The following is a 24,322-nucleotide window of genomic DNA, read 5'->3' as shown; positions in this document are numbered from 1 at the left end:
CTGTTCCCGTGGGGCCGGAGGACCGGCGCCACGTCCTGGGGGGACGGCGTCGAGCGGGGGCAAAAGCCATGGGTGAGAGATACAGCGTGCTGCGCGACATGAGCGGCGTACGCACGGCGAGTCCGCTGGAGTCGGCGCGGGCGGGCGGCGCGGTGCCGCCGCAGGCGCTCGGCGCCGGCAGCGAACCGCACGTGGAGGTGGTCGAGCTCGGCAAGCGTGAGCTGCGTGACGTGTCGCGCGACCCGGAGGTGCGGGCGGTGGCGCCGGTCATGCCGACCACGCTCATCCAGCCGATCGAGGACGGCGCCGACGGGCGGGCGGAGGCCGAGGCGACCGCCGCCGCGGCCACGTGGGGCGTCAAGGCCGTGGGCGCCGACGTCACGACGCGGACGGGGGCGGACACCGTCGTGGCCGTCCTCGACACAGGCATCGACGCCACCCACCCCGCCTTCACCGGGGTGACGCTCATCCAGGAGGACTTCAGCGGCTCAGGTGTGGGCGACAAGCAGGGACACGGCACCCACTGTGCCGGCACCATCTTCGGCCGGGCGGTCGAGGGCACCCGGATCGGCGTCGCTCCAGGAGTGAGCCGGGCGTTGATCGCCAAGGTGCTCGCCGACGACGGGAGCGGCGACACCGAAGGGCTGCTGCGCGGCATGGAATGGGCGCTGCACCAGGGCGCCCAGGTGATCTCGATGTCGCTGGGGTTCGACTTCCCGGGCATGGTGCAGCGGTTGGTGGACATGGGACGGCAGCCGAGGTTCGCCACGTCGCTCGCCCTGGAGGCGTACCGGGCGAACCTGCGGCTCTTCGACGCGCTCATGCGGATGGTGGCCGCCCGAGGGGCGGTCGGCCCCGGCACCGTCGTCGTGGCGGCCGCCGGGAACGAGAGCGAGCGCCAGATCGGGCCGGAGTTCGAGATCGCCGTGTCGCTGCCCGCCGCCGCGGAAGGCGTCATCGCGGTCGGTGCGCTGGCGCAGTCGCCGACGGGCAACGGCCTGGTCATCGCGCCCTTCTCCAACACCTTCCCGCAGATCAGCGCCCCCGGGGTGGGCGTGGTCTCCGCGCGGAACGGGGGCGGCCTGCGTTCCCTGAGCGGTACGAGCATGGCCACGCCGCACGTCGCGGGCGTGGCGGCGCTGTGGTGGGAGGACGTGATGAAGTCGCCGCTGCCGGCGGCCTCGTCCACCGTCACCGCACGCCTGCTCGCCGGCGCCGTCGTCAGCCCGCTGGCGTCCGGTGTCGACGTGGCCGACCGGGGCGTCGGCCTGGTGCGGGCCCCTTAGAACCCGCGCGTCCGGCCGGCGGCCGTCGCCGGCTTCGAGATGGAGCACGGACTCACTGGCCGGTGTCCCCGCCTGGGGCGCCGGCCCGGTCGTATGACCGCCCTGGCCGTCCTCCGGCCGAGGGTTAGGGTCAACTCTCTGGCACAAGGGCGCAAAGCGCCATATAACCTCTCCTCCATGACCGGATCCCTGCTCGAGGTGATCGCGCTCAACGTGCGCGACGCCGTGGCCGCCGAACAGGGCGGAGCCGACCGCCTGGAGATCGTGGCAGACATGGCGGCCGACGGGCTGACCCCCTCACCGGAGACGGTCGCCGCGATCGCCGCCGAGTGCCCCCTGCCCCAGATGGTGATGCTGCGCTGCGACGCGAACTTCGCCGCCGACCCCGACGTCGTCGAGCGGCTCAGCCGCGACGCCAAGGCCCTCAAGCAGGCCGGGGCGGCCGGGTTCGTGTTCGGGTTTCTCGACGGCGCGGGAGCCGTCGACCTGACCGCCACCGAGGCGCTCATCCACGCGGTCTCGCCGCTGCCGTGGACGTTCCACCGCGCCGTCGACCACGCCGCCGACGTCCAGGCCGCCTGGCGGGCCGTGCGGCTGCTGCCGAACCTGGCCACCGTGCTCACCTCCGGCGCCCCCACCGGCGTGGGGGACGGGCTGCCCGTGCTGAAGGCGCGCGCCGACGCCGGCGACGGCTCGATCGTGCTGGCCGGCGGCGGCCTGCGGCCCGCGCACGTGCCCGCCCTGCTCGACTACGGCATCCGCGCCTTCCACGTCGGCTCGGCCGTGCGGGCGAGCTGGTCCGACCCGGTCGAGTGGCGCCTGGTCCGCCAGTGGCGGTCCCTGGTCGAGCGCGACTGAGCCACCCCTCAGGGCAGGGCGGCGTCCGCGCGGCGCAGTGCGGCCGCCAGGGTGCGGATCGTGGCGGGCTCGTCCATCACGCCGCCTCCGGCCGAGCGCTGCTCCTCCCAGGCCAGCACCCGCTCCCGGTAGGAGTCGTAGCGGGCCAGATGGAAGGCGTAGACGGTGGCGAACCGGCTCACCAGATGGGACGGGTGCATGTCCCACCCCTGGTAGTAGCCGTGCCGCAGCGAGTGGCGGACCAGCTCGGCGTGCCGCCGCCACAGCCCGTGCACGTCCGCGGCGCGGTCGGAGGCGGGCGAGGCGGCCAGCGACCCGTCCGACAGCTCCACCCCCGTCCCCGCGAACGCCGTCTGCATGACGTGCCGCGCGTGGTCGCAGGCCGGATGGTCGAGCCGCTGCTCGTGCGGCGGCAGCCCCAGCGCGGCCGTGTAGTCGAAGACCCCGAAGTGCGCCGCGGCCAGCCGCCCGCCCAGCGACTCGTTCAGCTCCGCGCGCAGGAACGGCAGCGTCTGCGGCGCCTCCACCTGCATCTCGAAGCGCAGCCGCACCCCGAGCTCGGCCTCCAGCTCCTCCAGCACGCCCGCGAACTGCCCGAGGTAGGCCTCCATCAGCACCTTGGGGAAGGTCACCGTGAACCCGGCCGGCAGCTCACCGGCCCGCTCCACCACCCCGGTCACGAAGCCGTGGAGCGTGCGCACCGACCGCTCGGGATCCCCGTCGGCGAACGACTTCACCCGGGGGCCCCACCGCCGGGGCAGCGCGCCGGCGGCGTGCATCGCCGCCACCGCCTCGACGGCCTGCCGTACGTGGCCGTCCTCGACGTGGCCGGGGCGCACGCCGTACCCGTCCTCGAAGTCGACGCGCAGGTCCTCGACCGGCTCGGTGGACAGCTTGCGCACCGACATCTCGTGCACGACGGCGGCGAGCCCGGAGGGCACGCCGAAGACCTCGGCCACCTCGTCGGGGCCCGCCAGGTGCGCCTTGAGCAGCGCCAGCGCCTGGCCGCCCCACTCGGCGACCGTGCGGGCGGAGAAGCGGTCGGCCGGCACGTACACGGTGTGCACGGGCTGCCAGCCCGGCGGAGCCTCGGGGTAGCGGGCCTGCTGCAGCCGGTACGTCCCGGCGAAACCCTCAGGAACGGCAGGCACGGAGCATGGCCTCCAGACCGACGAGCTTGACGCGTTCGCCACGGCTGAGCGACTGGGCGAGCTCCGCCTCGGCCGCCTCGATGGCCAGCCACTCCCCGTACGTGATCGGCCGCACCCCGCGCCCGGCCAGCAGCGCGTCGACGCCGCCCGAGCCCACCCGCGCGCCGCCGTCGAGGTCGGCCAGCAGCGTGCGGACGGTCTCCGCCGCGTCGGACTTGTTGGTGCCGATCACCCCGGTGGGCCCGCGTTTGAGCCAGCCCGCCACGTACTCGCGGTCGCGCACCCGCCCGGCCTCGTTCGGCACGGTCATGGTGCGCTCCGAGAACGGCACCCCGGGCAGCGGGACGCTCTGGTAACCGACCGAGCGCAGCACCATGCCGACCGGCAGCGTCTCGTACTCGCCGGTGCCGACCACGCGCCCCTCCTCCGACAGCCGGGTGCGTTCGAGCTTGAGCCCCTCCACCCGCTCGGTGCCGAGGATCTCGACGGGCCGCAGCCAGAAGCGCACGTCCAGGCGGCGCGGCCGGCCCACCGGCTCGCGGTCCGCCCAGCCCTGGAGGACCTTGATGTTGCCCTGCACCTGGCGCGGGAAGTCGCCGCCCAGGACGACGGCCTCGTCGGGGCGCACGCACACGTCGGCGTTGGCCAGCTCGCCCAGCTCGCGCAGCTCCTTGAGGGTGAACTTGGCGTGCTCGGGGCCGCGCCGCCCGACCATGTGGATGGCCTTGACCTCGCTCTCGCCGAGCCGCTGCAGCACCTCGTGGGGCACGTCGGTGGCGCGCAGCTCCTCGGCGGTCTTGGCCAGGACGCGGACGACGTCCACGGCGACGTTCCCGACCCCGATCACGGCGACCTCGGAGGTGTCGAGCGTGAACCGGCCGGGGTCGACGTCGGGATGGCCGCAGTACCAGTTCACGAAGTCGGTCGCGGCCACGCTGCCCGGCAGGTCCTCGCCGGGGATGCCGAGCCGCCTGTCGACCATCGCGCCCGTGCAGTAGACCACCGCGTCGTAGACGCCGAGCAGGTCCTCCACCGACACGTCGGAGCCCAGCGTGACGCCGCCGAGGAAGCGCACCTGGGGCAGCTCCAGCACTTTGCGCAGGTAGTTCGCGATCGACTTGATCGAGGTGTGGTCGGGCGCCACGCCGTACCGGACCAGCCCGTACGGGGTCGGCAGCCGCTCGATCACATCGACCTCGACCGGCTCCGCCGACTGCTTGACCAGTGCCTCGGCCGTGTAGATCCCGGCAGGGCCCGACCCGATGACCGCCACGTGCAACGTCACGCCGCCTCCCTATGCCGGTCTACGTGCGACACGTCCCACTAGACGCAACCGGCCAGTGTGATCGATGTATCCCCGGTCGCCGGTGCGGATGAACCCGTCCCTGGCGAATACCGCATGATCGGGGCTCCTGCCAACGTAACCGCTCATGACGGCTTCCGAGCGGAGGAGCACCTCGCCGTGATCCTCGGCGGGCAGCGCGCGGCCCTCTCCGTCCCTGATCGAGACGTCCACGCCGGCGCGTGGCCTGCCCACGCTGAGCTCCGCGTCCTCGGGCGGGTCGTCGGGCCGGGTGCCGAGGCCGAGCCCGGCTTCTGTGCAGCTGTAACGGTTGCAGACAGGCACGCCGTACCTGGTGCGCAACGCCCTGATCAGCGCCGGTGCGGCGGGGGCGCCGCTGCACAGGATGAGCGTCAGCCCCGGCAGGTCCTCGCCCACGGCCAGGATGCGCGAGAGCTGGTGCGGGCTGCCCTGCAACACGGGAAGCTTGTGCTCGCGCAGCACGCGCAGCACCGCGTCGGGCGTCCACTCGGGCACGACGTGGCAGGTCCGCCCGGTCTGCAGGAACACCGGCAGGCGGGTGGCGAACCCGAGCTGCCCCAGCGTGTACGGCACCAGCCGGGCGTCCCCCGTGCCCCACCGCAGCCCGGCCCCGTGGGCGCGGATCGCCTCGAGCTGGCGGTTGCCGAACACCACGCCCTTGGGCGGCCCCGTCCTGCCCGCCGTGAACGTGATCACGACGGGCCGCGCGGGGTCCGGCGGGAACGGCGGCGGGGGCGGCTCGGGCCGGCGCAGGCCGGTGAGCCGGACGGGGTCGTACAGCTGCGGAGAGCGCCGGCCCCGATCGATGGGCAGGGTCACCACGTCCAGCCCGGACAGCGGCGGCAGCACGCTCGGCGCGGTGATGACGAGGGCGGGGTCCAGGCCGGCCAGCAGCCCCAGGCGCTCGACGCCGATGCCCGCGGTGACCGCACCGATCTTGGCCGCCGCCACGTAGCAGATCACGAACTCGGGCCCGTCGGGCAGCGCCAGCACCACGACGTCGCCGATGCGGGTGCCGCGATGGGCGAGACCGGCGGCGACCTGGTCGGAGAGCCGGTCGAGGTCGGCGAAGGACAGCAGAGCGGAGCCGGTGACCACGGCCGCGCGCCCCCCGAACCTACGTGCGGCCTCACCGGCGAGCAGGCGCAGCATGGCGGCTCCCGTGCGAGGGCGTACCTCCACGCTACTCCGCTACGCCGGGCGATGCCGCAGGGCGAGCTTGTCCACCTTGCCGTTGGCGTTGGTCGGCAGGGCGTCCACCACGACGATCCGCCTGGGCACCTTGTAGCCGGACATGTTGGCGCGCGCCCACGCCGCCAGGGCGCCGGGATCGGCCGCCGTACCCGGCCTGGGCACGACGTAGGCCACCCCCGACTCCCCGGAGACCGGATGGGGCACGCCCACGACCGCGGCCTGGGCCAGCGAGCCCTCCCGCAGCAGCAGCGACTCGACCTCGGCGGGGGAGACGTTGAACCCGTTGACGATGTAGAGGTCCTTCTTGCGGTCCACGACGGCCAGGTTGCCCGCCTCGTCCAGCACGCCGACGTCGCCGGTGTGCAGCCAGCCGTCCGCGTCGATCACCTCGGCCGTCCGCGCCGGCTCGCCCCAGTAGCCGCGCATCACGCCGTAACCGCGCTGCAGGATCTCGCCGCGCTCGCCGGTCGCGACCGGCTTGCCGTCGTCGTCCACCACCTTCACCTCGATGCCCGGCACGGGCCTGCCGGTGGTGTTCGCGATCACGTCGATGGGGTCGCCCGCGCGGGTCATGGAGACGACCGTGCCCTCCATCAGCCCGTACGCGTTGATCATGCGCTCCAGGCCGACCTGCCCGACCAGCCGCGTGATCAGGCCGGCCGGCACGGCGGCGGCCCCGCAGATGGCCACCCGCAGCGACGACACGTCCCAGGCCGCGCGGTCGAGCTCGTCCAGCAGCCGGTGGAACAGCGTGGGCGGCCCGGCCAGCACGGTGACCCGCTCCTCGGAGATCAGCGACATCAGCGCGTCCGGCGTGAAGACCGGGACCGGGATCATCGTGGCCCGGCGCAGCACGCAGGCGACGAGCCCGGCGTTGAGCCCGAACCCGTGGCTGAACGGCGCGATCACCGGATAGCGGTCGTGCTCGTCCAGCGTGACGATCTCCGACCAGTCCCAGTAGCCGCGCAGCACCTGGGAGTGGTCGATCATCACGCCCTTGGGCGTGCCGGTGGTGCCGGAGGTGGACATGATCTCGCACAGGTCTCCGGGCCGTACGGCCAGTGCCCGCTCCTCGGCCTGCCGCACGGGCACCTCCGCGGCGGCGGGCACCTCGGGGACGACGTGCCGCAGGCCGGGCAGCGGGGGCAGCAGCGAGGCCAGGGAGCCCTGCGCGATCAGCACCTCCGCGCCCGTATTCTCGACGAACTGGGCGGCCTCGATGCCCTTGTACCGCGGCGACAGCGGCACGATCGCCGCCCCCGCGTCCCAGATCCCGAACGCGTGGATCACCCAGCTCGCCGCGTTCGCCCCCCAGATCGCCACCCGGTCACCCGGCCGCACGCCGAGCGCCACGAGGCCGCGGGCGACCCCGGAGGCCGCCTCGCGCAGCCCGGCCAGCGTCAGCCGCGGGCCCGCCGGATCGGCCACCACGAGGTCGTCGGGATGGCGTTCGGCCTGGTCACGCAGCATGCGGGGGAGCGTCCCCCAGTCCGGCATCGATCCCATCGGCTGCCCCTCTTAGGTGATGAGCGCTCTGTCCCTTCCGAGGTGGTGGCCGCGCAGGTCGTTCACCGTGCCGGGCGCGGGCGTCTCGGAGACCTCCTGGGCGATCTCCACGGCGACCGACACGGGGGTCAGCGCCCGGACGGCCTGCTCGATCCGCCCCTTCCACATGGGGTTGCCGACCAGGCTCCGCCGGGCGAACGTGACCCTGAGCACCGCCGTGTCCAGCGTTCCCTGCCGGCTGACCGCCAGCTCCCATCCCGACACGCCGTCGATCCGCGACAGCGCCTTCTCGATCCGCGGCAGCGCCAGCCACACGCCCCTGACCAGCACGTGCTCGCCGACCGTGTGGGCGGGCGCGGGGATGTCCCCGGCTCCGGCGGTCCTGGCGACCAGCCCGGTCCTGAGCACGGCGTCGCCGAGCGTCGAGTGCGCGGACGGGGTGACGACCAGCTCGGCCGGCCCGTCCGCCGTCGCGGGGACGTCCTTGTCCAGCGCCGCCAGCCCCAGCACGCCGTCCGCGAGCGGCCGCAGCGGATCCTCCTCGGCCGCGCGCCAGGCGAGCGCGCCACCTCCGAACGGGCTGGCCAGCACCTCCGTGACCGTGGCCCCGAACTCGCCGGCCAGGTGCCCGAGCGTGCGCTTGGAGGCGATCTCGCCGGTCAGCACGATGGTCCTGAGCCCGAGGTCCAGCGGGTCCAGCAGGAACTCCAGATGCAGGCGGGACAGCAGGTCCATCGCGCCCGTCGGGGTCGCGACCAGCGTGGTGGCCCTGAGCGTGCTCAGCGCGTGGTGCAGGCGCATCCGGCCGCGCGGGCCCACGCGGGCCGCGGCCCGCGCCACGTCGGCCGCCGCCGCGGTCCACAGCGCGCCGGCCGGTTCCGCCAGGGCCACCACGACGCGGTCGCCCTCGCCGACCCCCGACTCCCGCAGCGCGGCCCCCGTCAGCCCCACCGCGGCCGTACGGTCCTCGGGCGACAGGGGGAAGACGCTGGACACGTCAGGGGAGACCAGCAGCAGCCCGGTGGCGGAGCCCGCGGCGGCCCCGAGGTCGTCCCGGGTCAGCCAGCGCGCCATCAACGCATCACGTCCTTCATGAACAGGGAGATCGACTCGCACACCCGCTCGTGCGCCAGGCCGCCCACCTGCGCCTGGATGATCAGGTCCGTCGCGCCCGCCTCGGCGATCCTGGCCAGGGCCTTGCGCGAGCCCTCCACGTCGTCCACGACGACCATCAGGTGCTCGCGCAGCGTGGCCATGGCCTCGTCGGGCGGCAGCCCGGCGGCGAGCTGCCCGAGCACGCGGTGGGTGGCGTGGCGGGCGTCGTAGTAGTCGGGCGGGGTGACGAGGTTGACCTGGCGGCGGATGTACCACAGGACCGGGTCGGCGGCCGTGGCGGTGGCCTCGTCGCGGGTGGGGGCGACGTACCAGGGGATCATGAGCGCGACGCGCCGGGTGGCGGGGTCGAAGCCATGCTCGCTCAAGCATTCCCGATATTTCGCGATGTCGGCGGCGACGTCGTCGATGCCCTTGAGCATGGTCATGCCGAGCAGGTTGTACCCGTGCCTGGCGGCGGCCAGATAGCCCTCCAGGGAGGTCGAGGCCACCCACACCGGAGGGTGCGGGCGCTGGGCCGGGCGCGGGTAGACGGCCACGTCGGGGATCTCGAAGAACTCGTTCGACCGGCTGACCGGCTCGCCGTCGGCCTGCCAGATGGCCAGCGTGGCCTCCAGCGAGTCCTCCCAGATCTGCCGCGACTTCTCGAACGGCCGCTGGAACGCCTGGTACTCCAGCGGCGACGCACCCCGTCCCGTGCCGAACTCGACCCGGCCGCCGCTCAGGACGTCGAGCGTGGCGACGCGCTCGGCCGTACGGATCGGGGACTGGAACGGCAGCAGCACCACCCCGAGCCCCAGGCGGATGCGCTCGGTGCGCTGCGAGATGGCGGCCAGGACCAGGTCGGGGGCGGAGGAATGGGAGAAACCCCTGGTGAAGTGGTGCTCCACGAACCAAGCGGCCTCGCAGCCCAGCAGGTCGCCCAGGACGACCTGGTCGATCACGTTCTGGAACGCCTGCTGCTCGACCTCGCGGGTGCGACCGCGGACCTCCAGCTCATACCCCAGGCTGATCCGTAGGGACGACGTCATCGCGCCTCCGGCATAGTAGGAAACCAAGCGCTCGCTTGGTAGAGCGTATCAGCGGCAAAGACTTGCGGGAAGGGCGCGGCGGCGATCAGAGTGGATGCCTGTGAAGCGAAAGCACGCGTTGCGGCGGCCGAAGAGCGGCACGTCTCCGGACCAAGGCGGCGAACTCTCGCTCACCAGCGCCCGCCGGTACGAGGCGTTCGGCCGGGTGATGGCGGCACTGGCCTCCGAGGCCGACTTCATCGAGTCGTGCCGCGACCTGACGTGGTGGCGCGGGTCCGACCACAGCTGGCACGTCGAGTGGCGCGACGGGCCGTACGCGTCGGAGGTGGCCTCCCTGCTGGCCGAGCAGGTCCGCGACCCCGACTACGACGGCTCCCTCGTCACCCAGGCCGGGCCGGGCGACGGGGCCTCGGCGGTGCTGGACGTGATGGGGGTGCGCTTCGAGTTGCGCGCGATCGACCCGATCGGCCGGGCGACCGTACGCGCCCGGCCGGGCTTCTGGCGCCTGGCCGAAGCCCTCGACACCACCCGCCGCACCAACACCCGCCACCCCTGGGAAGAACTCCTCGGCGGCTGACCCCACCCCGCCTTCCGCGTCTGGCGTGGCCCTTTCGCCTTCCCTCCCCAGGGGCCTCGGCCGAAGTGCGGCCGATCGGGAACGGGCGGGGCTCAGCCCGGACCGAGGGCGTGGGGGGCGAGCCGGGCGCGATGGGCCTGCGGCGGCCCGAAGAGCTGCGCGTCCGACGTGGCCCGCTTGAGGTACCGGTGCGCGGGATGCTCCCACGTGATCCCGATCCCCCCGTGCACCTGGATGTTCTCCCCGGCCACCGCGAGATAGGCCTCCGTGCAGTACGACCCCGCGACCGCCGCCGCCACCTCGTCCTCGGCCGCCACCCCCGCAGCGGACCGGGCCGACTCCACGAGCAGCAGCGCATCCGCCAGCTTGTGCTTGATCGCCTGGAACGCCCCGATGGGCCGCCCGAACTGGTGCCGCCGCTTGGCGTGCTCCACCGCCATCTCCAGGCACCGCTGCGCCCCGCCCACCTGCTCGGCCGCCAGCGCCGCGATCCCGAGGTCCCGCACGCGGGACCACCCCGCCCCGTCCCCCAGCCGCCGCACGGGCACGCCGTCGAAGCCGAGCCGCTGCAGAGGCCGGCTCTCGTCCATCGTCACGTACGCCGCCCGCCGCGAGGGCACGGCCTCCACCAGCGCCCCGCCGGCGTACACCAGCACCAGTTCCCCCTCCAGCGCGTACGGCGCCACCCCCGTGAGCAGCTCCCCGTCGAGGCGCAGCTCCCCGTCGCCCGGCAGCACCACGGTCGCGCTCACCCCGCCCGCCAGCGCCTCCAGCAACTCGTCCGCCCCGCAGGCGGCAGCCGCCTCGACCGCCATGACCGCCGACTGGAGGAAGGGGTGGGGCGACAGGACCCGCCCGAGCTCCTCCGCCACGGCCGCCATCTCGACCGGACCGCATCCCGTGCCGCCGTGCTTCTCGGGCACGAGCAGCCCGGCGATCCCCACGTCCCGCGCGAACTCCCGCCACGAGGCGCCGGGACGCCCGGCCAGATAGTCACGGACGGCGGCGCGAAGCTCATCGGCGAGTGCGGGTGCCACACCACGGATCATAACCAAGCGATTGCTTGTTTTGGTATGGACATGACCGAAATTTGCCTTTTTTGTACGGACACATAATCTGGATGCGGTCATCCCCAGACGATTCCAGGGGAGGGGTTGACCAGGGAAATGGACATGAACGACACCACCATCGACTACGCCGACTTCGCCGAATACGACCGGCGCCAGCGCGGCATCGAACGCCATTTGGTTGCGGCCTTCCTAGGAGGACTGGCCGTCGGCCTGATCGGCATGCTCATTTCCGGAAACGGCCCCGGCTGGCTCGGTCAGATCTACGACCCGTACGCCTATCTCGCCCTCTCGCTGACCGTCGGCGCCACCGCGTCCGGGTTCGGATGGGCGCTGGTGACGACGTTCCTGGCGGCGGTGTCCACACTGGTCTCCGCGATGGGCGCGAGCGCGCTGACCGGCGACGAGGCCTTCGACGTGATCGGCGGCAGCCCCGCCGGGCTCAACTGGACGCTCGGCCTGCTCGTGGGCCTGGGACTGCTGGCGTACGCCACCCGCAGGCAGGACGGCTGGGGCGACGTGGCGGCGGGCGCGGTCGGCGCGGCGCTGATCGCCGACGTGGTGGACCGGGCGACGCCCGGGTTCATCGACAGCGACCAGTCGTTCTGGCCGGGGCCCGCGATGGTGGTCGGCCTGGCGTCCGTGGCCCTGGTGCCGGTGCTGCGCAGGAGCAGGCGCGGACGGGTGCGCGCGCTGGGGATGTCGGCGGTGTTCGCCGGTCTGTTCACGGTCTGCCTGGCCGCCTTCGTCGCGGGCTGGATCCCGCTCGCCGTCTGAGCCCGCCCGGATAAGCCCGAGCGCGGCGCTCCTTGGACTCGATAGCCTGTAGACCTCTGTAGTCCTCTGCAGTCCTCCACATCCGGGTTCGAGCAAGGAGTAGCCGTGTTGCTGCGCATGTCGTCGTTGTTTCTTCGCACCCTGCGGGACGACCCGGCAGACGCGGAAGTGCCGAGCCACAAGCTCCTCGTCCGCGCCGGCTACGTCCGCCGCGTCGCGCCCGGAATCTACTCCTGGCTCCCCCTGGGCAAAATGGTCCTGGAGAACGTCGCGAAGATCGTCCGTACGGAGATGAACCGTATGGGCGGCCAGGAAGTGCTCTTCCCCGCCCTGCTGCCCCGCGAATACTACGAGGCGACCGGCCGCTGGACCGAATACGGCGACACCCTCTTCCGGCTGCAGGACCGCAAGGGCGCCGACTACCTTCTCGGCCCCACGCACGAGGAGCTCTTCACCGAGATGGTCAAGGGCGAATACTCCTCCTACAAGGACTATCCGGTCACCCTTTACCAAATTCAGACCAAATACCGCGACGAAGCGCGGCCCAGGGCCGGCATCCTGCGGGGCCGCGAGTTCCTGATGAAGGACTCCTACTCCTTCGACCTCGACGACGACGGCCTCAAGCGCTCCTACGAGCAGCACCGCGAGACCTACATCAGGACCTTCGACCGCCTCGGCATCAAGTACAAGATCGTGTTCGCCACGTCGGGCGCGATGGGCGGCTCGGCGTCGGAGGAGTTCCTGGCCCCCACGCCCACCGGCGAGGACACGTTCGTGGCCTGCCACTCCTGCGGTTACGCGGCCAACGCCGAGGCCGTCGTCACGCCCGCGCCCGCCGCGCGCCCGACCGGCGACCTGCCCGCGCTGCAGGTGATGGACACCCCCGACACCCCGACCATCGAGACGCTGGTGTCGTACGTCAACGAGCACCACGGCCTGTCCGTCACCGCCGCCGACACGCTCAAGAACGTCGTCGTCAAGGTGGCCACCCCGGGCTCCGACAAGGTCGAGACGCTGATCGTCGGCGTGCCCGGCGACCGCGAGGTCGACTTCAAGCGCCTGGAGGCGGCGCTGGCGCCCGGCGAGCCCGCCATCTTCGAGGCCGCCGACTTCGCCAGGCACCCCGGCCTCGTACGCGGCTACATCGGCCCGCAGATCCTGCGCGAGCTCGGCATCCGCTACCTCGTCGACCCCCGCGTCGTCACCGGCACGTCCTGGGTGACGGGCGCCAACGAGCCCGGCAAGCACGCCGCCAACGTGGTCGCGGGCCGCGACTTCACCCCCGACGGCACCATCGAGGCCGCCGAGGTGCGCGCCGGCGACCCCTGCCCCCGCTGCGGCGCCGAGCTGTCCATCGACCGGGGCATCGAGATCGGCCACATCTTCCAGCTCGGCCGCAAGTACGCCGACGCCGCCGGCCTCGACGCGCTCGGCCCCGACGGCAAGCCCATCCGCATCACCATGGGCTCCTACGGCATCGGCGTGTCCCGCGCGGTCGCGGTCATCGCCGAGCAGGCCCACGACCAGCTGGGGCTGGTGTGGCCGCGCGAGGTCGCGCCCGCCGACGTGCACATCGTCGGCACCGGCAAGGAGAACCAGGTGGAGGCCGCCCTGGAGCTGGGGGCCGAGCTGGAGTCGCGCGGCCTGCGGGTCCTGGTCGACGACCGGCCGCAGGTCTCGCCCGGCGTGAAGTTCAAGGACGCCGAGCTGCTCGGCCTGCCGACGATCGTGGTCGTCGGGCGCGGGCTGTCGCAGGGCGTCGTGGAGCTGCGCGACCGCGTCTCCGGCGAGAAGTCGGAGATCCCCCTCGCCGAGGCCGCCGACCGCATCATGGCCGCCACCGGCGCCTGAGCCCAGGAGCCCTCCCCACCCGGGCGGGCTCCACCCCTCAGCCAACCCGGGCCCGCACAACGCCGCCCGCACACCCGGCCGGCAGGCGGCGTGCCTGACACCACCCCGCGCCGGCCTCCGCCCGCACGGCCGGTCCGGCCGAGGTCTGCCTGACGTCACCCCGCGCCGGCCTCCGCCCGCACGGCCGGTCCGGCTGTCACGGGTGGGCGTCGCTCCCGTGCGGCCGGCCGGTTGTCACGGGCAGGCCTCGGGTCATGCGGGCGAAGTGCGTCGCGCCCGGTCGGGCGTCGTCGGGCGCGCCGGAGGCGGGACCGGGCGGGCCACGAAGGGCGTCAGCCGCCCGCCTGCCCCGCCGAGGGCGAGGCGGGCGGGGACGCCGCCGCGGCGGGCATGCCGGGAAAGGCCGCCGGTGGATCGGGCCGGAACGCGTACGACCGCTTCACGGCCTCCTGCACGGCCAGCGCCGCGTGCTCCCGCACCTTCGGGTCCCGCGCCGACACCAGCTCCAGGTAAGCCGCCGCCACGCCGTTCTCCAGCCGCACCGCCAGCTTGACGGCAAGGGTGGCGTTGGAGGGGAAGAACGGCAGCGCGTACGACGCGTCGGGCTCGGCCGGTTGCCCGCCCCGCGCCGTGATGAGCGTGCGGAGCTGGTCGCGGCGCGCCCGGTGCGCCTCGAAGGCCTCGCTCATCCGCCGCCGCACCGTCCCGGACGTGCGCGCGGCCAGCAGCCCGTACGCGAACAGCGCCGCGTGCTCGGCGGCCAGCGCCTTGCGCAGCTTGTCGATGTCGTCGGCGGAACTCACAAGGACCTCACAGGGGCCTACAGGGACCTCGGAAGGGCGACGGCGTGGGCGGCCTCGCACGCGCCGATGCTGGCGATGAGCTGGGCCACCCCGGGCGAGACGCCGCCGAGCTGGCGCGGCCGCTCGGCGGCGGCCGCACGCTCGAGTTCCCGCAGCCGCGACAGCGACGCCTTGCCGGCCGAAGCGGTGGCGGAGGGGCTGGGCGACGGCGGTGCGGAACCGGCGGGGATGTGCTTGCGCAGCTCGTTCAGATGGGCCTGGTGCCGGTCGCGGAACGGCACCAGCTTCTCCGCCCCGCCGGCGATCAGCGACGAGTAGAGCGCGATCGTGCGTTCCTTCTCCGCGACGAGACCCTTCAGCAGGACGGTCTCGGGGGAGTCGGAAGGGGGCGCGGCCGGCGGTTGCGGCGGCTCGGAGCCGGTGCAGGCGGTCAGCGCGGCCGTCCCGCTCGCCAGCAGGGCTCCCCCGGCCGCCAGAAAGGCCCGACGGGACAGCTGACGCGCGCGCACGGACTCGAACCTCCTGGTGTCACCGGCCTCGTTGGGGCCTCGGTAGCATCGTACGGCCAGTGCCCGCGATCGCCGTCCGGCGACGCTCCGCCATTCGACCGTGACGAGTGGCGCTCTCTCCGTGCCCTCGTACGGATAGGGTGTCAACTGTCGTCGCTGGCTGAGCGGCCAGACGGCGGAGAGCCAGAGGCGAGGTCCGCCCGGCTGAGACATGACAATAGGGGAGGTCGATATGGGCAGCGCATCACCCCGCGACCACCTGATGAAGCTCCTGGAGCCCGTGGTCAGCGCGGAGGGCCTCGACCTGGAGGACATCACGGTCACCCAGGCAGGCAAGAGACGGCTGTTGCGCGTGATCGTCGATCGTGACGGCGGCGTGAGCCTCGACGACGTCGCCGACGTGAGCCAGGCCGTCTCCACGGCGCTGGACGACGACGACGCGATGGGCCAGGCCGCTTACACGCTGGAGGTGTCCTCGCCGGGCGTCGATCGCCCGCTCACCGAGCCGCGCCACTGGCGCCGTGCGGCCAAGCGGCTGGTGAAGGCGGAGCTGAAGGACGGATCCGTGGTGGAGGGCCGCATCATGGCCGCCGACGACAGCGGCGTCGAGCTCGACGTCTCCGGCGCGCTGCACAAGCTTGGTTACGAGGACCTGACCCGCGGAAGGGTGCAGGTGGAATTCCGCCGCTTCGACGACGTCGACGGCGACGAAGGCTAAGGGGGAGCCGTCGTGGACATCGACATGAGCGTCCTGCGCAGCCTGGAGCGGGAGAAGGACATCTCCTTCGACCTGGTCGTCAAGGCGATCGAAGACGCGCTGCTGATCGCGTACTTCCGCACCGACGGCGCGGCCTCCAAGGCGCGGGCGGAGCTCGACCGCGGCAGCGGTCACGTCACGATCTGGGCGGCCGAGCTCGACGAGGACGGCGAGGTCGTCAGGGAGTTCGACGATACGCCCAACAACTTCAGCAGGATCGCCGCGACCACCGCCAAGCAGGTCATCCTGCAGCAGCTGCGCGACGCCGAGGACGAGATCAACTTCGGCGAGTTCGCCAGCCGCGAGGGCGAGCTGGTCTCCGGCGTGATCCAGCAGGGCAAGGACCCGCGCCTGGTGCTGGTCGACCTGGGCAAGATCGAGGCCGTGCTGCCGCACGCCGAGCAGGTGCCCGGCGAGGAGTACGTGCACGGCGAGCGCATCCGCGCCTACGTGGTGCAGGTGAAGAAGGGGCACAAGGGCCCCTCCGTCACCCTGTCGCGCACGCATCCCGGGCTGGTCAAGAAGCTGTTCGCGCTGGAGGTGCCGGAGATCGCCGACGGCACCGTGGAGATCGCGGCGGTGGCGCGCGAGGCGGGCCACCGGACGAAGATCGCCGTCAGGTCGCGCAAGCAGGGCGTGAACGCCAAGGGCGCGTGCATCGGCCCGATGGGCTCGCGGGTCCGCAACGTGATGACCGAGCTGCACGGCGAGAAGATCGACATCATCGACTGGTCGGAGGAGCCGGGCGAGTTCGTGGGGAATGCCCTGTCGCCCGCACGCGTTTCCCACGTCGAGGTTCTCGATCTCGAAGGCCGTGTCGCGCGGGTCACGGTGCCCGACTACCAGCTCTCGCTGGCCATCGGCAAAGAGGGACAGAACGCCCGGCTTGCCGCGCGACTCACGGGATGGCGGATCGACATCCGGCCTGACACCCAAGCCGAGGACGCCGCCGGTTCCGTAGATGCGTCAACACGGTAAGCTGGAATATGGTGGCCAAGCGGTCCCACAGCGCACCTGTGTGGGCTGTAGGTCTCGCGAGGCTAAGACCGAGCTGCTCCGTCTGGTGCGGGTCGAGGGCCAAGTGGTCCCTGACCTGCGCGGACGGCTCCCGGGGCGAGGTGCATCGCTGCATCCGTCCCTGAGCTGTCTGGAGCTTGCCGAGCGGCGCCGAGCGTTCCCGCGCGCGTTCCGCGTGCCGGGGCCGCTTGACAGCTCGCCCGTGCGAGCGCACCTGGAGGGAGACCAAGAAATGTCATGTAGGACGCCGAGTTGATGGGCGGAGTCAGATTGCTATGAGCGCCTGATGAGCACGCGGCGATGAAGACGTCAAGGTAGCGACGGTCCGGACGGCACAGCCAGCCTCCCGGGCCGAGTAAGGGAGTGCAGTGGCGAAGGTCCGGGTATACGAGCTCGCTAAGGAGTTCGGCGTCGAGAGCAAGGTCGTCATGGCCAAGCTCCAAGAGATGGGAGAGTTCGTCCGTTCGGCGTCCTCCACCATCGAGGCGCCGGTGGTCCGCAGGCTCACCGAAGCGCTGGGGGCATCCAAGGGTGGCCCCTCCAGGGGCGGCGGTCAGCCGTCCAACAAGCCGCAGCCGCCAAGGGCTGCGCCCCGGCCGGCCGAAGGCCAGGCCGGTAACGGCGCCGGGCAGGCGCCTGTCCCAGCTCCGCCGCGTCCCGGCCCGGGCCCCAAGCCCGGTCCGCGTCCCGGCCCGCAGGCTGGTCCGCAGAGTGGCCCGCAGGGCGGCGGTCAGCCGCGCCCGCCGGTGGCGATGCCGCACCAGCAGCCGCAGCAGCAGCCCGAGGCCGCGCGCGGTGAGACCTCCGGTGCCCCGCAGGCACGTTTCGAGAGCGGCGCGCCCGCTCGTCCGGCCCCGGGCCCGCGTCCGGGCCCGCAGGGCGGTGGCCCGCGTCCGGGTCCGGGTCCCAAGCCCGGTCCGCGTCCCGGCCCCGCCGGTGGCGAGCGCGGTGACCGTGGTGACCGCGGCGGTGACCGTGGTGGCGAGCGTGGTGGCGAGCGCGGCGGTTCCGCGCAGGCGCCGCGTCCCGGCGCGCCGGGCGGCGGCGGTCCGCGTCCCGGCCCCGGTCCGAGGCCGGGTCCCCGTGGCCCGCGCCCGGGCAACAACCCGTTCTCTTCCAACGCCAGCGGCATGGGTCAGTCCCGTCCGCCGCGTCCGGGCGGCAACCGCGAAGGCGGCGGCCCCGGCCAGCGCGAGCGTCGTGACGGTCCGCCGCGCGACGGCGCGATGCCGCGTCCGCCGCAGGGCCGCGGTGGCGACAGGCCCACTCCGGGCCCGCGTCCCGGCCCGCCCCCCGGTGGCCCGCGTCCGGGTCCCGGCGGCGGTGGCGGTGCGGGCGGTCCCCGTCCTGGTGGCCCGCGTCCCAACCCGATGATGATGCCGCAGGGTCGCCCTGCCGGCCCCGGCGGCGGTGGCCGTCCGGGTGGCGGCGGTGGCGGCGGCGGTCGTCCCGGCGGTGGCGGCGGTGGCCGTCCCGGCGGTGGCGGTGGCGGCGGTCGTCCCGGTGGCGGCGGCGGTTTCGCCGGTCGTCCCGGTGGCGGCGGCGGTCCCGGCGGTCAGCGCACCGGCACCGGTGGTCCCGGTGGCGGCGGCGGTGGCTTCGGCGGCCGTCCCGGTGGCGGTGGCCGTGGCCGTGGCGGCGGCACCGCGGGAGCCTTCGGGCGTCCCGGTGGCCGTCCCGCGCGTGGCCGCAAGTCCAAGCGTCAGAGGCGCCAGGAGTTCGACAACATGTCGGCGCCGGCGATCGGCGGTGTGCAGGTCGCTCGCGGCAACGGCGCGACGATCCGCCTGCCGCGCGGCGCGTCGCTGTCCGACTTCGCCGACCGCATCGGCGCGAACCCGGCCTCGCTCGTGCAGATCATGCTGCACCTGGGCGAGATGGTGACCGCGACGCAGTCGGTCAACGAGGAGACGCTGCAGCTCCTGGGCGCCGAGCTCGACTACGACATCCAGGTCGTCAGCCCGGAGGAGGAGGACCGCGAGCTTCTCGAGGCCTTCGACATCGAGTTCGGCGAGGACGAGGGCGACGAGGCCGACCTGGCCGCGCGTCCGCCGGTCGTGACCGTCATGGGTCACGTCGACCACGGTAAGACCAAGCTGCTCGACGCCATCCGCAAGACCAACGTGGTGGCGCGCGAGGCGGGTGGCATCACCCAGCACATCGGTGCCTACCAGGTCTCCACGACGCACGAGGGCGAAGAGCGCAAGGTCACCTTCATCGACACCCCGGGTCACGAGGCGTTCACCGCCATGCGTGCCCGAGGCGCCAAGTCCACCGACATCGCGGTGCTGGTGGTCGCGGCCGACGACGGTGTGAAGCCGCAGACGATCGAGGCCCTCAACCACGCCCAGGCGGCCGAGGTGCCGGTCGTGGTCGCGGTCAACAAGGTCGACAAGGAGGGCGCGGACCCGAACAAGGTGCGGGCCCAGCTCACCGAGTACGGCCTGGTGGCGGAGGAGTACGGCGGCTCGACGCTGTTCGTCGACATCTCGGCCAAGAACGGTACGGGCATCGAGAACCTCCTCGAGGCGATCCTGCTCACCGCCGACGCCGAGCTCGACCTGCGGGCCAACCCGTCGATGGGCGCCCAGGGCATCGCGATCGAGGCGCACCTCGACAAGGGCCGTGGCCCTGTCGCGACCGTCCTGGTCCAGCGCGGCACGCTGCGCGTCGGCGATTCGATCGTGTGTGGCGAGGCCTTCGGCCGCGTCCGCGCGATGCTCGACGACACCGGCGAGGCGGTCGAGGAGGCCACGCCGTCCTACCCCGTCCGGGTGATGGGTCTGACGGCCGTGCCGGGCGCGGGTGACAACTTCATCGTCGTCACCGACGACCGCATGGCCAGGCAGATCGCCGAGCAGCGCGCGGCGCGCAAGCGCAGCGCGGACATGGCGAAGTCGAGCCGTCGCCGCACCCTCGAGGAGCTGTTCAGCGACCTCGAGAAGGGCCGCGTCGACGAGCTCAAGCTCATCATCAAGGGTGACGTGTCCGGTTCGGTGGAGGCTCTGGAAGACGCCCTGCTCAAGATCGACGTCGGCGACGAGGTCAGGCTCCGTGTCCTGCACCGCGCGGTCGGCGCGATCACCGAGTACGACGTCAACCTGGCCGTCGCCGACGACAACGCGGTCATCATCGGCTTCAACGTCCGGCCTGAGCCCCGGGCGCGCGACCTGGCCGAGCGCGAGGGCGTCGACATCCGCTACTACTCGGTCATCTACCAGGCGATCGAGGAGATCGAAGCGGCGCTCAAGGGCATGCTCAAGCCCGAGTTCGAAGAGGTCCAGATGGGCACGGCCGAAGTCCGCGAGGTCTTCAAGGTGCCGAAGATCGGCAACGTCGCCGGTGCTCTGGTCCGCTCCGGTCTGATCGTCCGCAACAGCAAGGCCAGGGTCATCCGCGACGGCGTCGTCATCGCGGACAACCTGACCGTCTCGTCCCTGCGTCGCTTCAAGGATGACGCGACCGAGGTCCGCGAGGGCTTCGAGTGCGGTATCGGTGTCGGCTACAACGACATCAGGCTCGACGACGTGATCGAGACGTTCGAGATGCGGGAGAAGCCGCGCGTGTGACGCACGGCCGGGCGCCCGGCGGGACATCCGCCGGGCGCCTCTCGCACGCCCTGGCCTGCTTCCCACCGCAGCAGGCCGGTCGTGCTCACACACCCAGCCAAGCGGTGGTTGCCAACGATGTATGTGGGTTCTCTGACCCTGGACATCCTGCTCGGCGACGTCAGATCGCTGAAGCAGAAGCGCTCTGTCGTACGGCCGCTGATCGCCGAGCTCCAGCGCCGTTATCCCAGCATCGCGGTGGCTGAGACCGGCCATCTCGATCTGCATCGCAGAGCGGAGGTCGGCGTGGCGGTGGTTTCCGCCTCCGCGGGTAACTGCAAGGAGGTGCTGGACGCCTGCGAGCGCATGGTGGCCTTCCGCCCCGAGATCGAGCTGCTGTCGGCCCGGCACCGGCTCTACAACGACGAAGACTGAACGACTGCACGGCCTGGTCGTGCGTGAGGGGGAGCCAACATGGTGGATGCCGCACGAGCGCGCAAGCTCGCCGACCGCATCCAGCAGATCGTCGCCGAGATGCTGGAGCGCCGGATCAAGGATCCGCGTCTGGGCTTCGTCACCGTGACCGACACGCGCGTCACCGCTGACCTGCGCGACGCGACGGTGTTCTACACGGTGTTCGGCTCCGAAGCGGAGCGGTCCGACAGTGCCGCCGCCCTCGAAAGCGCCAAGGGGATCATCCGCTCCGAGGTGGGCCGCCAGACCGGGGTGCGGTTCGCTCCGACGCTGACGTTCAAGCACGACCCGCTGCCCGACAACGCGCGCCACCTGGACGACCTGATCAACGCTGCCAGGGCGCGCGACGCCGAGGTGGCGCGGCAGGCCGAGAGTGCCGCCTACGCCGGCGAGGCCGACCCCTACCGCAAGCCCGACGACGAGGAAGACGTCGAGGTGATCAAGGACGATCAGGCGTGACGCCCGACGTGCGCGACAGGACGGGCCGCCCGGCGAGCCTGGAGCGCTTTCCCGAGGAGGGCTGCCCGATCCCCGAGGCGTCGTGGGATCGGGCGTTGCGGCTGATCGGCGGGCACGACGAGATCGCGCTGGCCTGCCACGTGAACCCCGACGGCGACGCTCTGGGGTCGATGCTGGCCGTGGCGTTCGTGCTGCGCTCGATGGGCAAGCGGGTGGTGGCCTCGTTCGGCGACCGGATCTTCGCGGTGCCGAGGCTGCTGGGGTTCCTGCCAGGCCAGGAGATGCTGGTGCCACCGGACGAGTTTCCGGAGGCGCCCGACCTGATGATCGTCTTCGACTGCTCGACGTTCGAGCGGGTGGGGCTGCTGGGGGCCAACGCCGCTTCGGCGCGCGAGGTCATCGTGGTCGACCACCATCCGTCGAACACGGGGTTCGGCACGCTCGACCTCATCGACGCGAACGCGGCGGCCACGGCCATGCTGGCCGAGCAGCTCGTCTACCGGCTCGGCGGGCGGCTCGACCGCGACATCGCCACCTGTCTGTACGCGGGGCTGGTGACCGACACCGGGTCGTTCCGCTACTCCTCGACCACGCCCGCCGTGCACCACATGGCGGCCAGGCTCGTGGCGACCGGGCTGCGCACCGACGAGATCGCCCGCGAGCTGTGGGACCGCTCGCCGTTCGGCTACCTCAAGGTGCTGGCGAACGCGCTGGAGCGGGTGACGCTGGAGGGCGGGCTGGTGTGGACGTACGTGTCGCGGGTCGACCGGGCCGCGTACGGGCTGCCGTACTCCGAGCTCGAAGGCATCATCGACATCGTGCGCCGCGCCGACGAGGCCGAGGTCGCGGTCGTGCTCAAGGAGGACGACCACGGCGACTGGCAGGTCTCGACCAGGTCCAAGGGCACCGTGGACGTGGCGGCCGTGTGCGCGGCCCTCGGGGGCGGCGGCCATCACAACGCGGCGGGCTACACCTCGTACGAGACCGTGGAGGAGACCATGGCGAAGTTCCGGCGCGAGTTGCGGAGGCTTTCCTAGATGGCCGAGAGCGGTCTGATCATCGTCGACAAGCCCGGCGAGTGGACCTCGCACGACGTGGTGGCCAAGATGCGGCGCATCGCGGGCACCCGCAGGGTGGGGCACGCGGGCACGCTCGACCCGATGGCGACGGGCGTGCTGGTGGTCGGCGTGGAGAAGGCGACCAGGCTGCTGGGGCACCTGACGCTGACCGAGAAGGTGTACGAGGCCACGATCCGGCTCGGCGTGAGCACCAACACCGACGACGCCGAGGGCGAGGTCGTCGCCACCGCCTCGGCGGGGGGCGTCACCGCGGCCGAGGTCCACAAGGGCGTAGCGGCGCTGACCGGGGAGATCATGCAGGTCCCGCCGCAGGTCAGCGCGATCAAGGTGAACGGCGAGCGGGCCTACAAGAAGGCCCGCGCGGGCGAGGAGGTCGCGCTGGTGGCCAGGCCGGTCACGGTGCGGCAGTTCGACGTGCTCGACATCAGGGCGGGCGGCGACGTCGTGGACGTGGACGCCGTCGTCACCTGCTCCAGCGGCACCTACATCCGTGCGCTGGCCCGTGACCTGGGCGCGGCACTCGGCGTGGGCGGCCACCTGACGAGCCTGCGGCGCACCCGGGTGGGGCCGTACGACCTGTCGCTGGCCAGAAGCATCGACCAGCTCGCCGAGAAGTGCGTGATCCTGCCCATCGGAGAGGCGGTGGCGGCGGCCTTCCCGCGCCGCGACGTCACGGCCGACGAGGCCCGCGTCATCGGGCACGGCGGGCGGCTGCCCTCCGCGGGGCTCGGCAAGGGGCCGATCGGCGTGTTCGGGCCGGAGGGCGAGCTGCTGGCGCTGGTCGAGGAGCAGGGCCGGACGGCCAGGCCCCTCGCCGTCTTCGTGGGCTGAGTACGGCTAGGCCGGTCTGCGGGCGACGATGATGTCGCGCACGATCGCCTGGTCCACCCAGTGCTCGAAGTCGGGGTAGTCCATCACCTGGAGGCCGGCGTCCGTGAGGATCCTGGCCAGCTCCTCGCTCTTGCCGCCGTAGGTGTTCCAGGCGATGCCCATGGCGCCGCCGGGGCGCAGCAGCTCGGCCCAGCCGGGCACGGCCTTGGCCAGCAGCTCCAGGGGGCTGCGTGAAAGGCCGGCGCCGCCCTTGCTGCCGTGCTGGACGCCGTAGGGGGCGTCGGTGGCCAGGACGTCGAACGAGCGCGGCTTGAAGAACTCGCGGCTCTTGAGCGTGTCGGCGTTCACCACGGTCAGGTGCTGCACGTCGCCGGCCTTGACGGCCTCCTTCGACAGGCCGAACGTGACGTTGAGCCGCCGCCCGGCCAGGGCCCGCTCGCGGCGCACCGGCACGATCTCGGCGGTGTGCTTGAGCCGCTTGTTGCGCAGCCAGGTCTTGATGAAGCCGGTGTAGGCCTCGAAGTCCTTGCCGTCCACGTCGAGGCCGTAGGCGTCGTAGCCGTACATGAGGGCCTGGTTGAGGGTGGTGCCGCGGCCGCACATCGGGTCGAACACCTGCAGCCCGTCGCCCAGCCCCTTGTCGCCCGCCAGCGCGGTGACGTTGAGCAGCAGCTTGGTGAAGTGCTCGTTGGTCTTGCCCGCGTACTTCTGGATCGTGATCAGATCGCTGCTCAGCCGGTCGCGCGGGCGCATGCCGAGGGGCCTGAGCAGGTCGCCTTCGAGGCCGAACACCGCGTAGACGGACGACAGGTTCGACAGCAGGTGGACGTCGGGCTCGCTCAGCGGCTGAGAGGTCTCGAACGTCACGTACGGCACGCCGCCGATGCGCGTCTCGTCGCTGCCCAGGATCTCGCCCTCAAGGGCCCGCGCGCTGAAGACGGCCAGCTCGGCACGGGTCAGCCGGATGGAGCTCTCGCCGTAGACCCGGTTGAAGGCAGGCAGGATCAGAAGCGCGTAACGAGGCATGATGCCCGATGATAGTCCCCTCGATTGGAGGGAAGGCCGCGGCGCATGGCAGGCTTGTACGGGTTGTTCCGCGAACGAGCAGAT

General features: G+C 72.5%; 23 protein-coding genes. 13 read left to right on the top strand and 10 right to left on the bottom strand.

Annotated elements, in window-relative coordinates:
* The first annotated feature begins 68 nt into the window (after positions 1–68).
* Both HD597_RS39510 and HD597_RS39505 read left to right on the top strand, forming a co-directional pair.
* Positions 69–1,286: a S8 family peptidase gene (locus HD597_RS39510; protein ID WP_253749337.1), complete on the top strand. Its 1,218-nt coding sequence runs from the start codon at positions 69–71 to the stop codon at positions 1,284–1,286.
* Between the two features lie 177 nt (positions 1,287–1,463).
* Positions 1,464–2,144, top strand: a complete 681-nt coding sequence (locus HD597_RS39505; RefSeq protein WP_253749335.1) for a copper homeostasis protein CutC — start codon at positions 1,464–1,466, stop codon at positions 2,142–2,144.
* 8 nt (positions 2,145–2,152) lie between these two features.
* Here HD597_RS39505 and HD597_RS39500 read toward each other — a convergent pair whose 3' ends face one another.
* The 6 genes from HD597_RS39500 to HD597_RS39475 are packed head-to-tail and all read right to left on the bottom strand — an operon-like array spanning position 2,153 to position 9,463.
* Positions 2,153–3,295, bottom strand: coding sequence for a DUF6986 family protein (locus HD597_RS39500; RefSeq protein WP_253749333.1), 1,143 nt, complete (start codon positions 3,293–3,295; stop codon positions 2,153–2,155).
* Positions 3,279–4,580 (bottom strand): FAD-dependent oxidoreductase, encoded by a 1,302-nt coding sequence (locus HD597_RS39495; protein WP_253749332.1) that lies wholly within the window; start codon positions 4,578–4,580, stop codon positions 3,279–3,281. Before HD597_RS39495 ends, HD597_RS39500 begins: the two co-directional genes overlap by 17 nt.
* A 9-nt stretch (positions 4,581–4,589) precedes the next feature.
* Positions 4,590–5,801: a class I adenylate-forming enzyme family protein gene (locus HD597_RS39490; protein ID WP_253749330.1), complete on the bottom strand. Its 1,212-nt coding sequence runs from the start codon at positions 5,799–5,801 to the stop codon at positions 4,590–4,592.
* A 9-nt stretch (positions 5,802–5,810) separates the two neighbouring features.
* Positions 5,811–7,319, bottom strand: coding sequence for an AMP-binding protein (locus tag HD597_RS39485; RefSeq protein ID WP_253749328.1), 1,509 nt, complete (start codon positions 7,317–7,319; stop codon positions 5,811–5,813).
* A gap of 12 nt (positions 7,320–7,331) precedes the next feature.
* Positions 7,332–8,393 carry a phenylacetate--CoA ligase family protein gene (locus HD597_RS39480; protein ID WP_253749326.1) on the bottom strand — a complete coding sequence of 354 codons (1,062 nt, stop codon included), beginning with the start codon at positions 8,391–8,393 and terminating at the stop codon, positions 7,332–7,334.
* Entirely contained in the window at positions 8,393–9,463 is a 1,071-nt protein-coding gene (locus HD597_RS39475) for an LLM class flavin-dependent oxidoreductase (RefSeq protein ID WP_253749324.1), read from the bottom strand. Before HD597_RS39475 ends, HD597_RS39480 begins: the two co-directional genes overlap by 1 nt.
* A gap of 94 nt (positions 9,464–9,557) precedes the next feature.
* On the opposite strand from HD597_RS39475, the gene HD597_RS39470 reads away from it, so the two are divergent.
* Positions 9,558–10,040 (top strand): hypothetical protein, encoded by a 483-nt coding sequence (locus HD597_RS39470; protein WP_253749322.1) that lies wholly within the window; start codon positions 9,558–9,560, stop codon positions 10,038–10,040.
* A 92-nt stretch (positions 10,041–10,132) separates the two neighbouring features.
* On the opposite strand, the gene HD597_RS39465 is transcribed toward HD597_RS39470, so the two are convergent.
* The gene (locus tag HD597_RS39465) at positions 10,133–11,077 is read right to left on the bottom strand and encodes an acyl-CoA dehydrogenase family protein (RefSeq protein ID WP_253749320.1); all 945 of its coding nucleotides are present in this window, start codon (positions 11,075–11,077) and stop codon (positions 10,133–10,135) included.
* A 135-nt stretch (positions 11,078–11,212) separates the two neighbouring features.
* Between HD597_RS39465 and HD597_RS39460 the strand changes: the two genes are divergently transcribed.
* Positions 11,213–11,884, top strand: a complete 672-nt coding sequence (locus HD597_RS39460) for a hypothetical protein (RefSeq protein ID WP_253749318.1) — start codon at positions 11,213–11,215, stop codon at positions 11,882–11,884.
* Between the two features lie 105 nt (positions 11,885–11,989).
* On the top strand, positions 11,990–13,735 hold the full coding sequence (locus HD597_RS39455; protein WP_253749316.1) for a proline--tRNA ligase: 1,746 nt from the start codon (positions 11,990–11,992) through the stop codon (positions 13,733–13,735).
* A gap of 332 nt (positions 13,736–14,067) precedes the next feature.
* Here the strand turns inward: HD597_RS39455 and HD597_RS39450 are convergent, their stop codons facing one another.
* A complete protein-coding gene (locus tag HD597_RS39450) occupies positions 14,068–14,538 on the bottom strand; it encodes a ferritin-like domain-containing protein (protein ID WP_253749314.1) in 471 nt (156 codons plus the stop codon).
* Positions 14,539–14,555: 17 nt separating this feature from the next.
* Positions 14,556–15,047, bottom strand: a complete 492-nt coding sequence (locus tag HD597_RS39445) for a hypothetical protein (RefSeq protein WP_253749312.1) — start codon at positions 15,045–15,047, stop codon at positions 14,556–14,558.
* 232 nt (positions 15,048–15,279) lie between these two features.
* Here HD597_RS39445 and rimP point away from each other — a divergent pair, with 232 nt between their 5' ends.
* The 8 genes from rimP to truB all read left to right on the top strand — a co-directional run bounded on the left by rimP (position 15,280) and on the right by truB (position 23,212).
* The gene (gene rimP, locus HD597_RS39440; RefSeq protein WP_253749310.1) at positions 15,280–15,765 is read left to right on the top strand and encodes a ribosome maturation factor RimP; all 486 of its coding nucleotides are present in this window, start codon (positions 15,280–15,282) and stop codon (positions 15,763–15,765) included.
* Between the two features lie 12 nt (positions 15,766–15,777).
* Entirely contained in the window at positions 15,778–16,782 is a 1,005-nt protein-coding gene (gene nusA, locus HD597_RS39435; RefSeq protein ID WP_253749308.1) for a transcription termination factor NusA, read from the top strand.
* Positions 16,766–17,077, top strand: a complete 312-nt coding sequence (locus HD597_RS39430; RefSeq protein WP_253749306.1) for a YlxR family protein — start codon at positions 16,766–16,768, stop codon at positions 17,075–17,077. Before nusA ends, HD597_RS39430 begins: the two co-directional genes overlap by 17 nt.
* A 112-nt stretch (positions 17,078–17,189) precedes the next feature.
* Entirely contained in the window at positions 17,190–20,390 is a 3,201-nt protein-coding gene (gene infB, locus HD597_RS39425) for a translation initiation factor IF-2 (protein ID WP_253749304.1), read from the top strand.
* 117 nt (positions 20,391–20,507) lie between these two features.
* Positions 20,508–20,804, top strand: coding sequence for a DUF503 domain-containing protein (locus HD597_RS39420; RefSeq protein ID WP_253749303.1), 297 nt, complete (start codon positions 20,508–20,510; stop codon positions 20,802–20,804).
* Positions 20,805–20,843: 39 nt separating this feature from the next.
* Entirely contained in the window at positions 20,844–21,302 is a 459-nt protein-coding gene (gene rbfA, locus HD597_RS39415) for a 30S ribosome-binding factor RbfA (protein WP_253749301.1), read from the top strand.
* A complete protein-coding gene (locus HD597_RS39410) occupies positions 21,299–22,339 on the top strand; it encodes a DHH family phosphoesterase (protein WP_253749299.1) in 1,041 nt (346 codons plus the stop codon). The genes rbfA and HD597_RS39410 overlap by 4 nt, the downstream gene beginning before the upstream one ends.
* The gene (gene truB, locus HD597_RS39405; protein WP_253749297.1) at positions 22,340–23,212 is read left to right on the top strand and encodes a tRNA pseudouridine(55) synthase TruB; all 873 of its coding nucleotides are present in this window, start codon (positions 22,340–22,342) and stop codon (positions 23,210–23,212) included. It abuts the gene before it with no gap.
* Between the two features lie 6 nt (positions 23,213–23,218).
* Here truB and HD597_RS39400 read toward each other — a convergent pair whose 3' ends face one another.
* Positions 23,219–24,238, bottom strand: a complete 1,020-nt coding sequence (locus HD597_RS39400) for a TRM11 family SAM-dependent methyltransferase (RefSeq protein ID WP_253749295.1) — start codon at positions 24,236–24,238, stop codon at positions 23,219–23,221.
* Positions 24,239–24,322: the final 84 nt, after the last annotated feature.

The sequence above is a fragment of the Nonomuraea thailandensis genome (genome assembly GCF_024172165.1).
GTDB classification, from domain to species: Bacteria; Actinomycetota; Actinomycetes; order Streptosporangiales; family Streptosporangiaceae; genus Nonomuraea; species Nonomuraea thailandensis.
The sequence above is the reverse complement of the archived record's forward strand: the minus strand, read 5'-3'. Positions and strand labels throughout refer to the sequence as shown.

Coding starts and splice junctions, on each gene's coding strand:
- rimP (WP_253749310.1), top strand. CDS start 15,280: ATGGGCAGCGCATCACCCCGCGACCACCTGATGAAGCTCCTGGAGCCC.
- HD597_RS39480 (WP_253749326.1), bottom strand. CDS start 8,393: ATGGCGCGCTGGCTGACCCGGGACGACCTCGGGGCCGCCGCGGGCTCC.
- HD597_RS39420 (WP_253749303.1), top strand. CDS start 20,508: ATGTATGTGGGTTCTCTGACCCTGGACATCCTGCTCGGCGACGTCAGA.
- rbfA (WP_253749301.1), top strand. CDS start 20,844: ATGGTGGATGCCGCACGAGCGCGCAAGCTCGCCGACCGCATCCAGCAG.
- HD597_RS39485 (WP_253749328.1), bottom strand. CDS start 7,319: ATGGGATCGATGCCGGACTGGGGGACGCTCCCCCGCATGCTGCGTGAC.
- HD597_RS39400 (WP_253749295.1), bottom strand. CDS start 24,238: ATGCCTCGTTACGCGCTTCTGATCCTGCCTGCCTTCAACCGGGTCTAC.
- HD597_RS39505 (WP_253749335.1), top strand. CDS start 1,464: ATGACCGGATCCCTGCTCGAGGTGATCGCGCTCAACGTGCGCGACGCC.
- truB (WP_253749297.1), top strand. CDS start 22,340: ATGGCCGAGAGCGGTCTGATCATCGTCGACAAGCCCGGCGAGTGGACC.
- HD597_RS39475 (WP_253749324.1), bottom strand. CDS start 9,463: ATGACGTCGTCCCTACGGATCAGCCTGGGGTATGAGCTGGAGGTCCGC.
- HD597_RS39470 (WP_253749322.1), top strand. CDS start 9,558: ATGCCTGTGAAGCGAAAGCACGCGTTGCGGCGGCCGAAGAGCGGCACG.
- HD597_RS39430 (WP_253749306.1), top strand. CDS start 16,766: ATGCGTCAACACGGTAAGCTGGAATATGGTGGCCAAGCGGTCCCACAG.
- HD597_RS39460 (WP_253749318.1), top strand. CDS start 11,213: ATGAACGACACCACCATCGACTACGCCGACTTCGCCGAATACGACCGG.
- HD597_RS39510 (WP_253749337.1), top strand. CDS start 69: ATGGGTGAGAGATACAGCGTGCTGCGCGACATGAGCGGCGTACGCACG.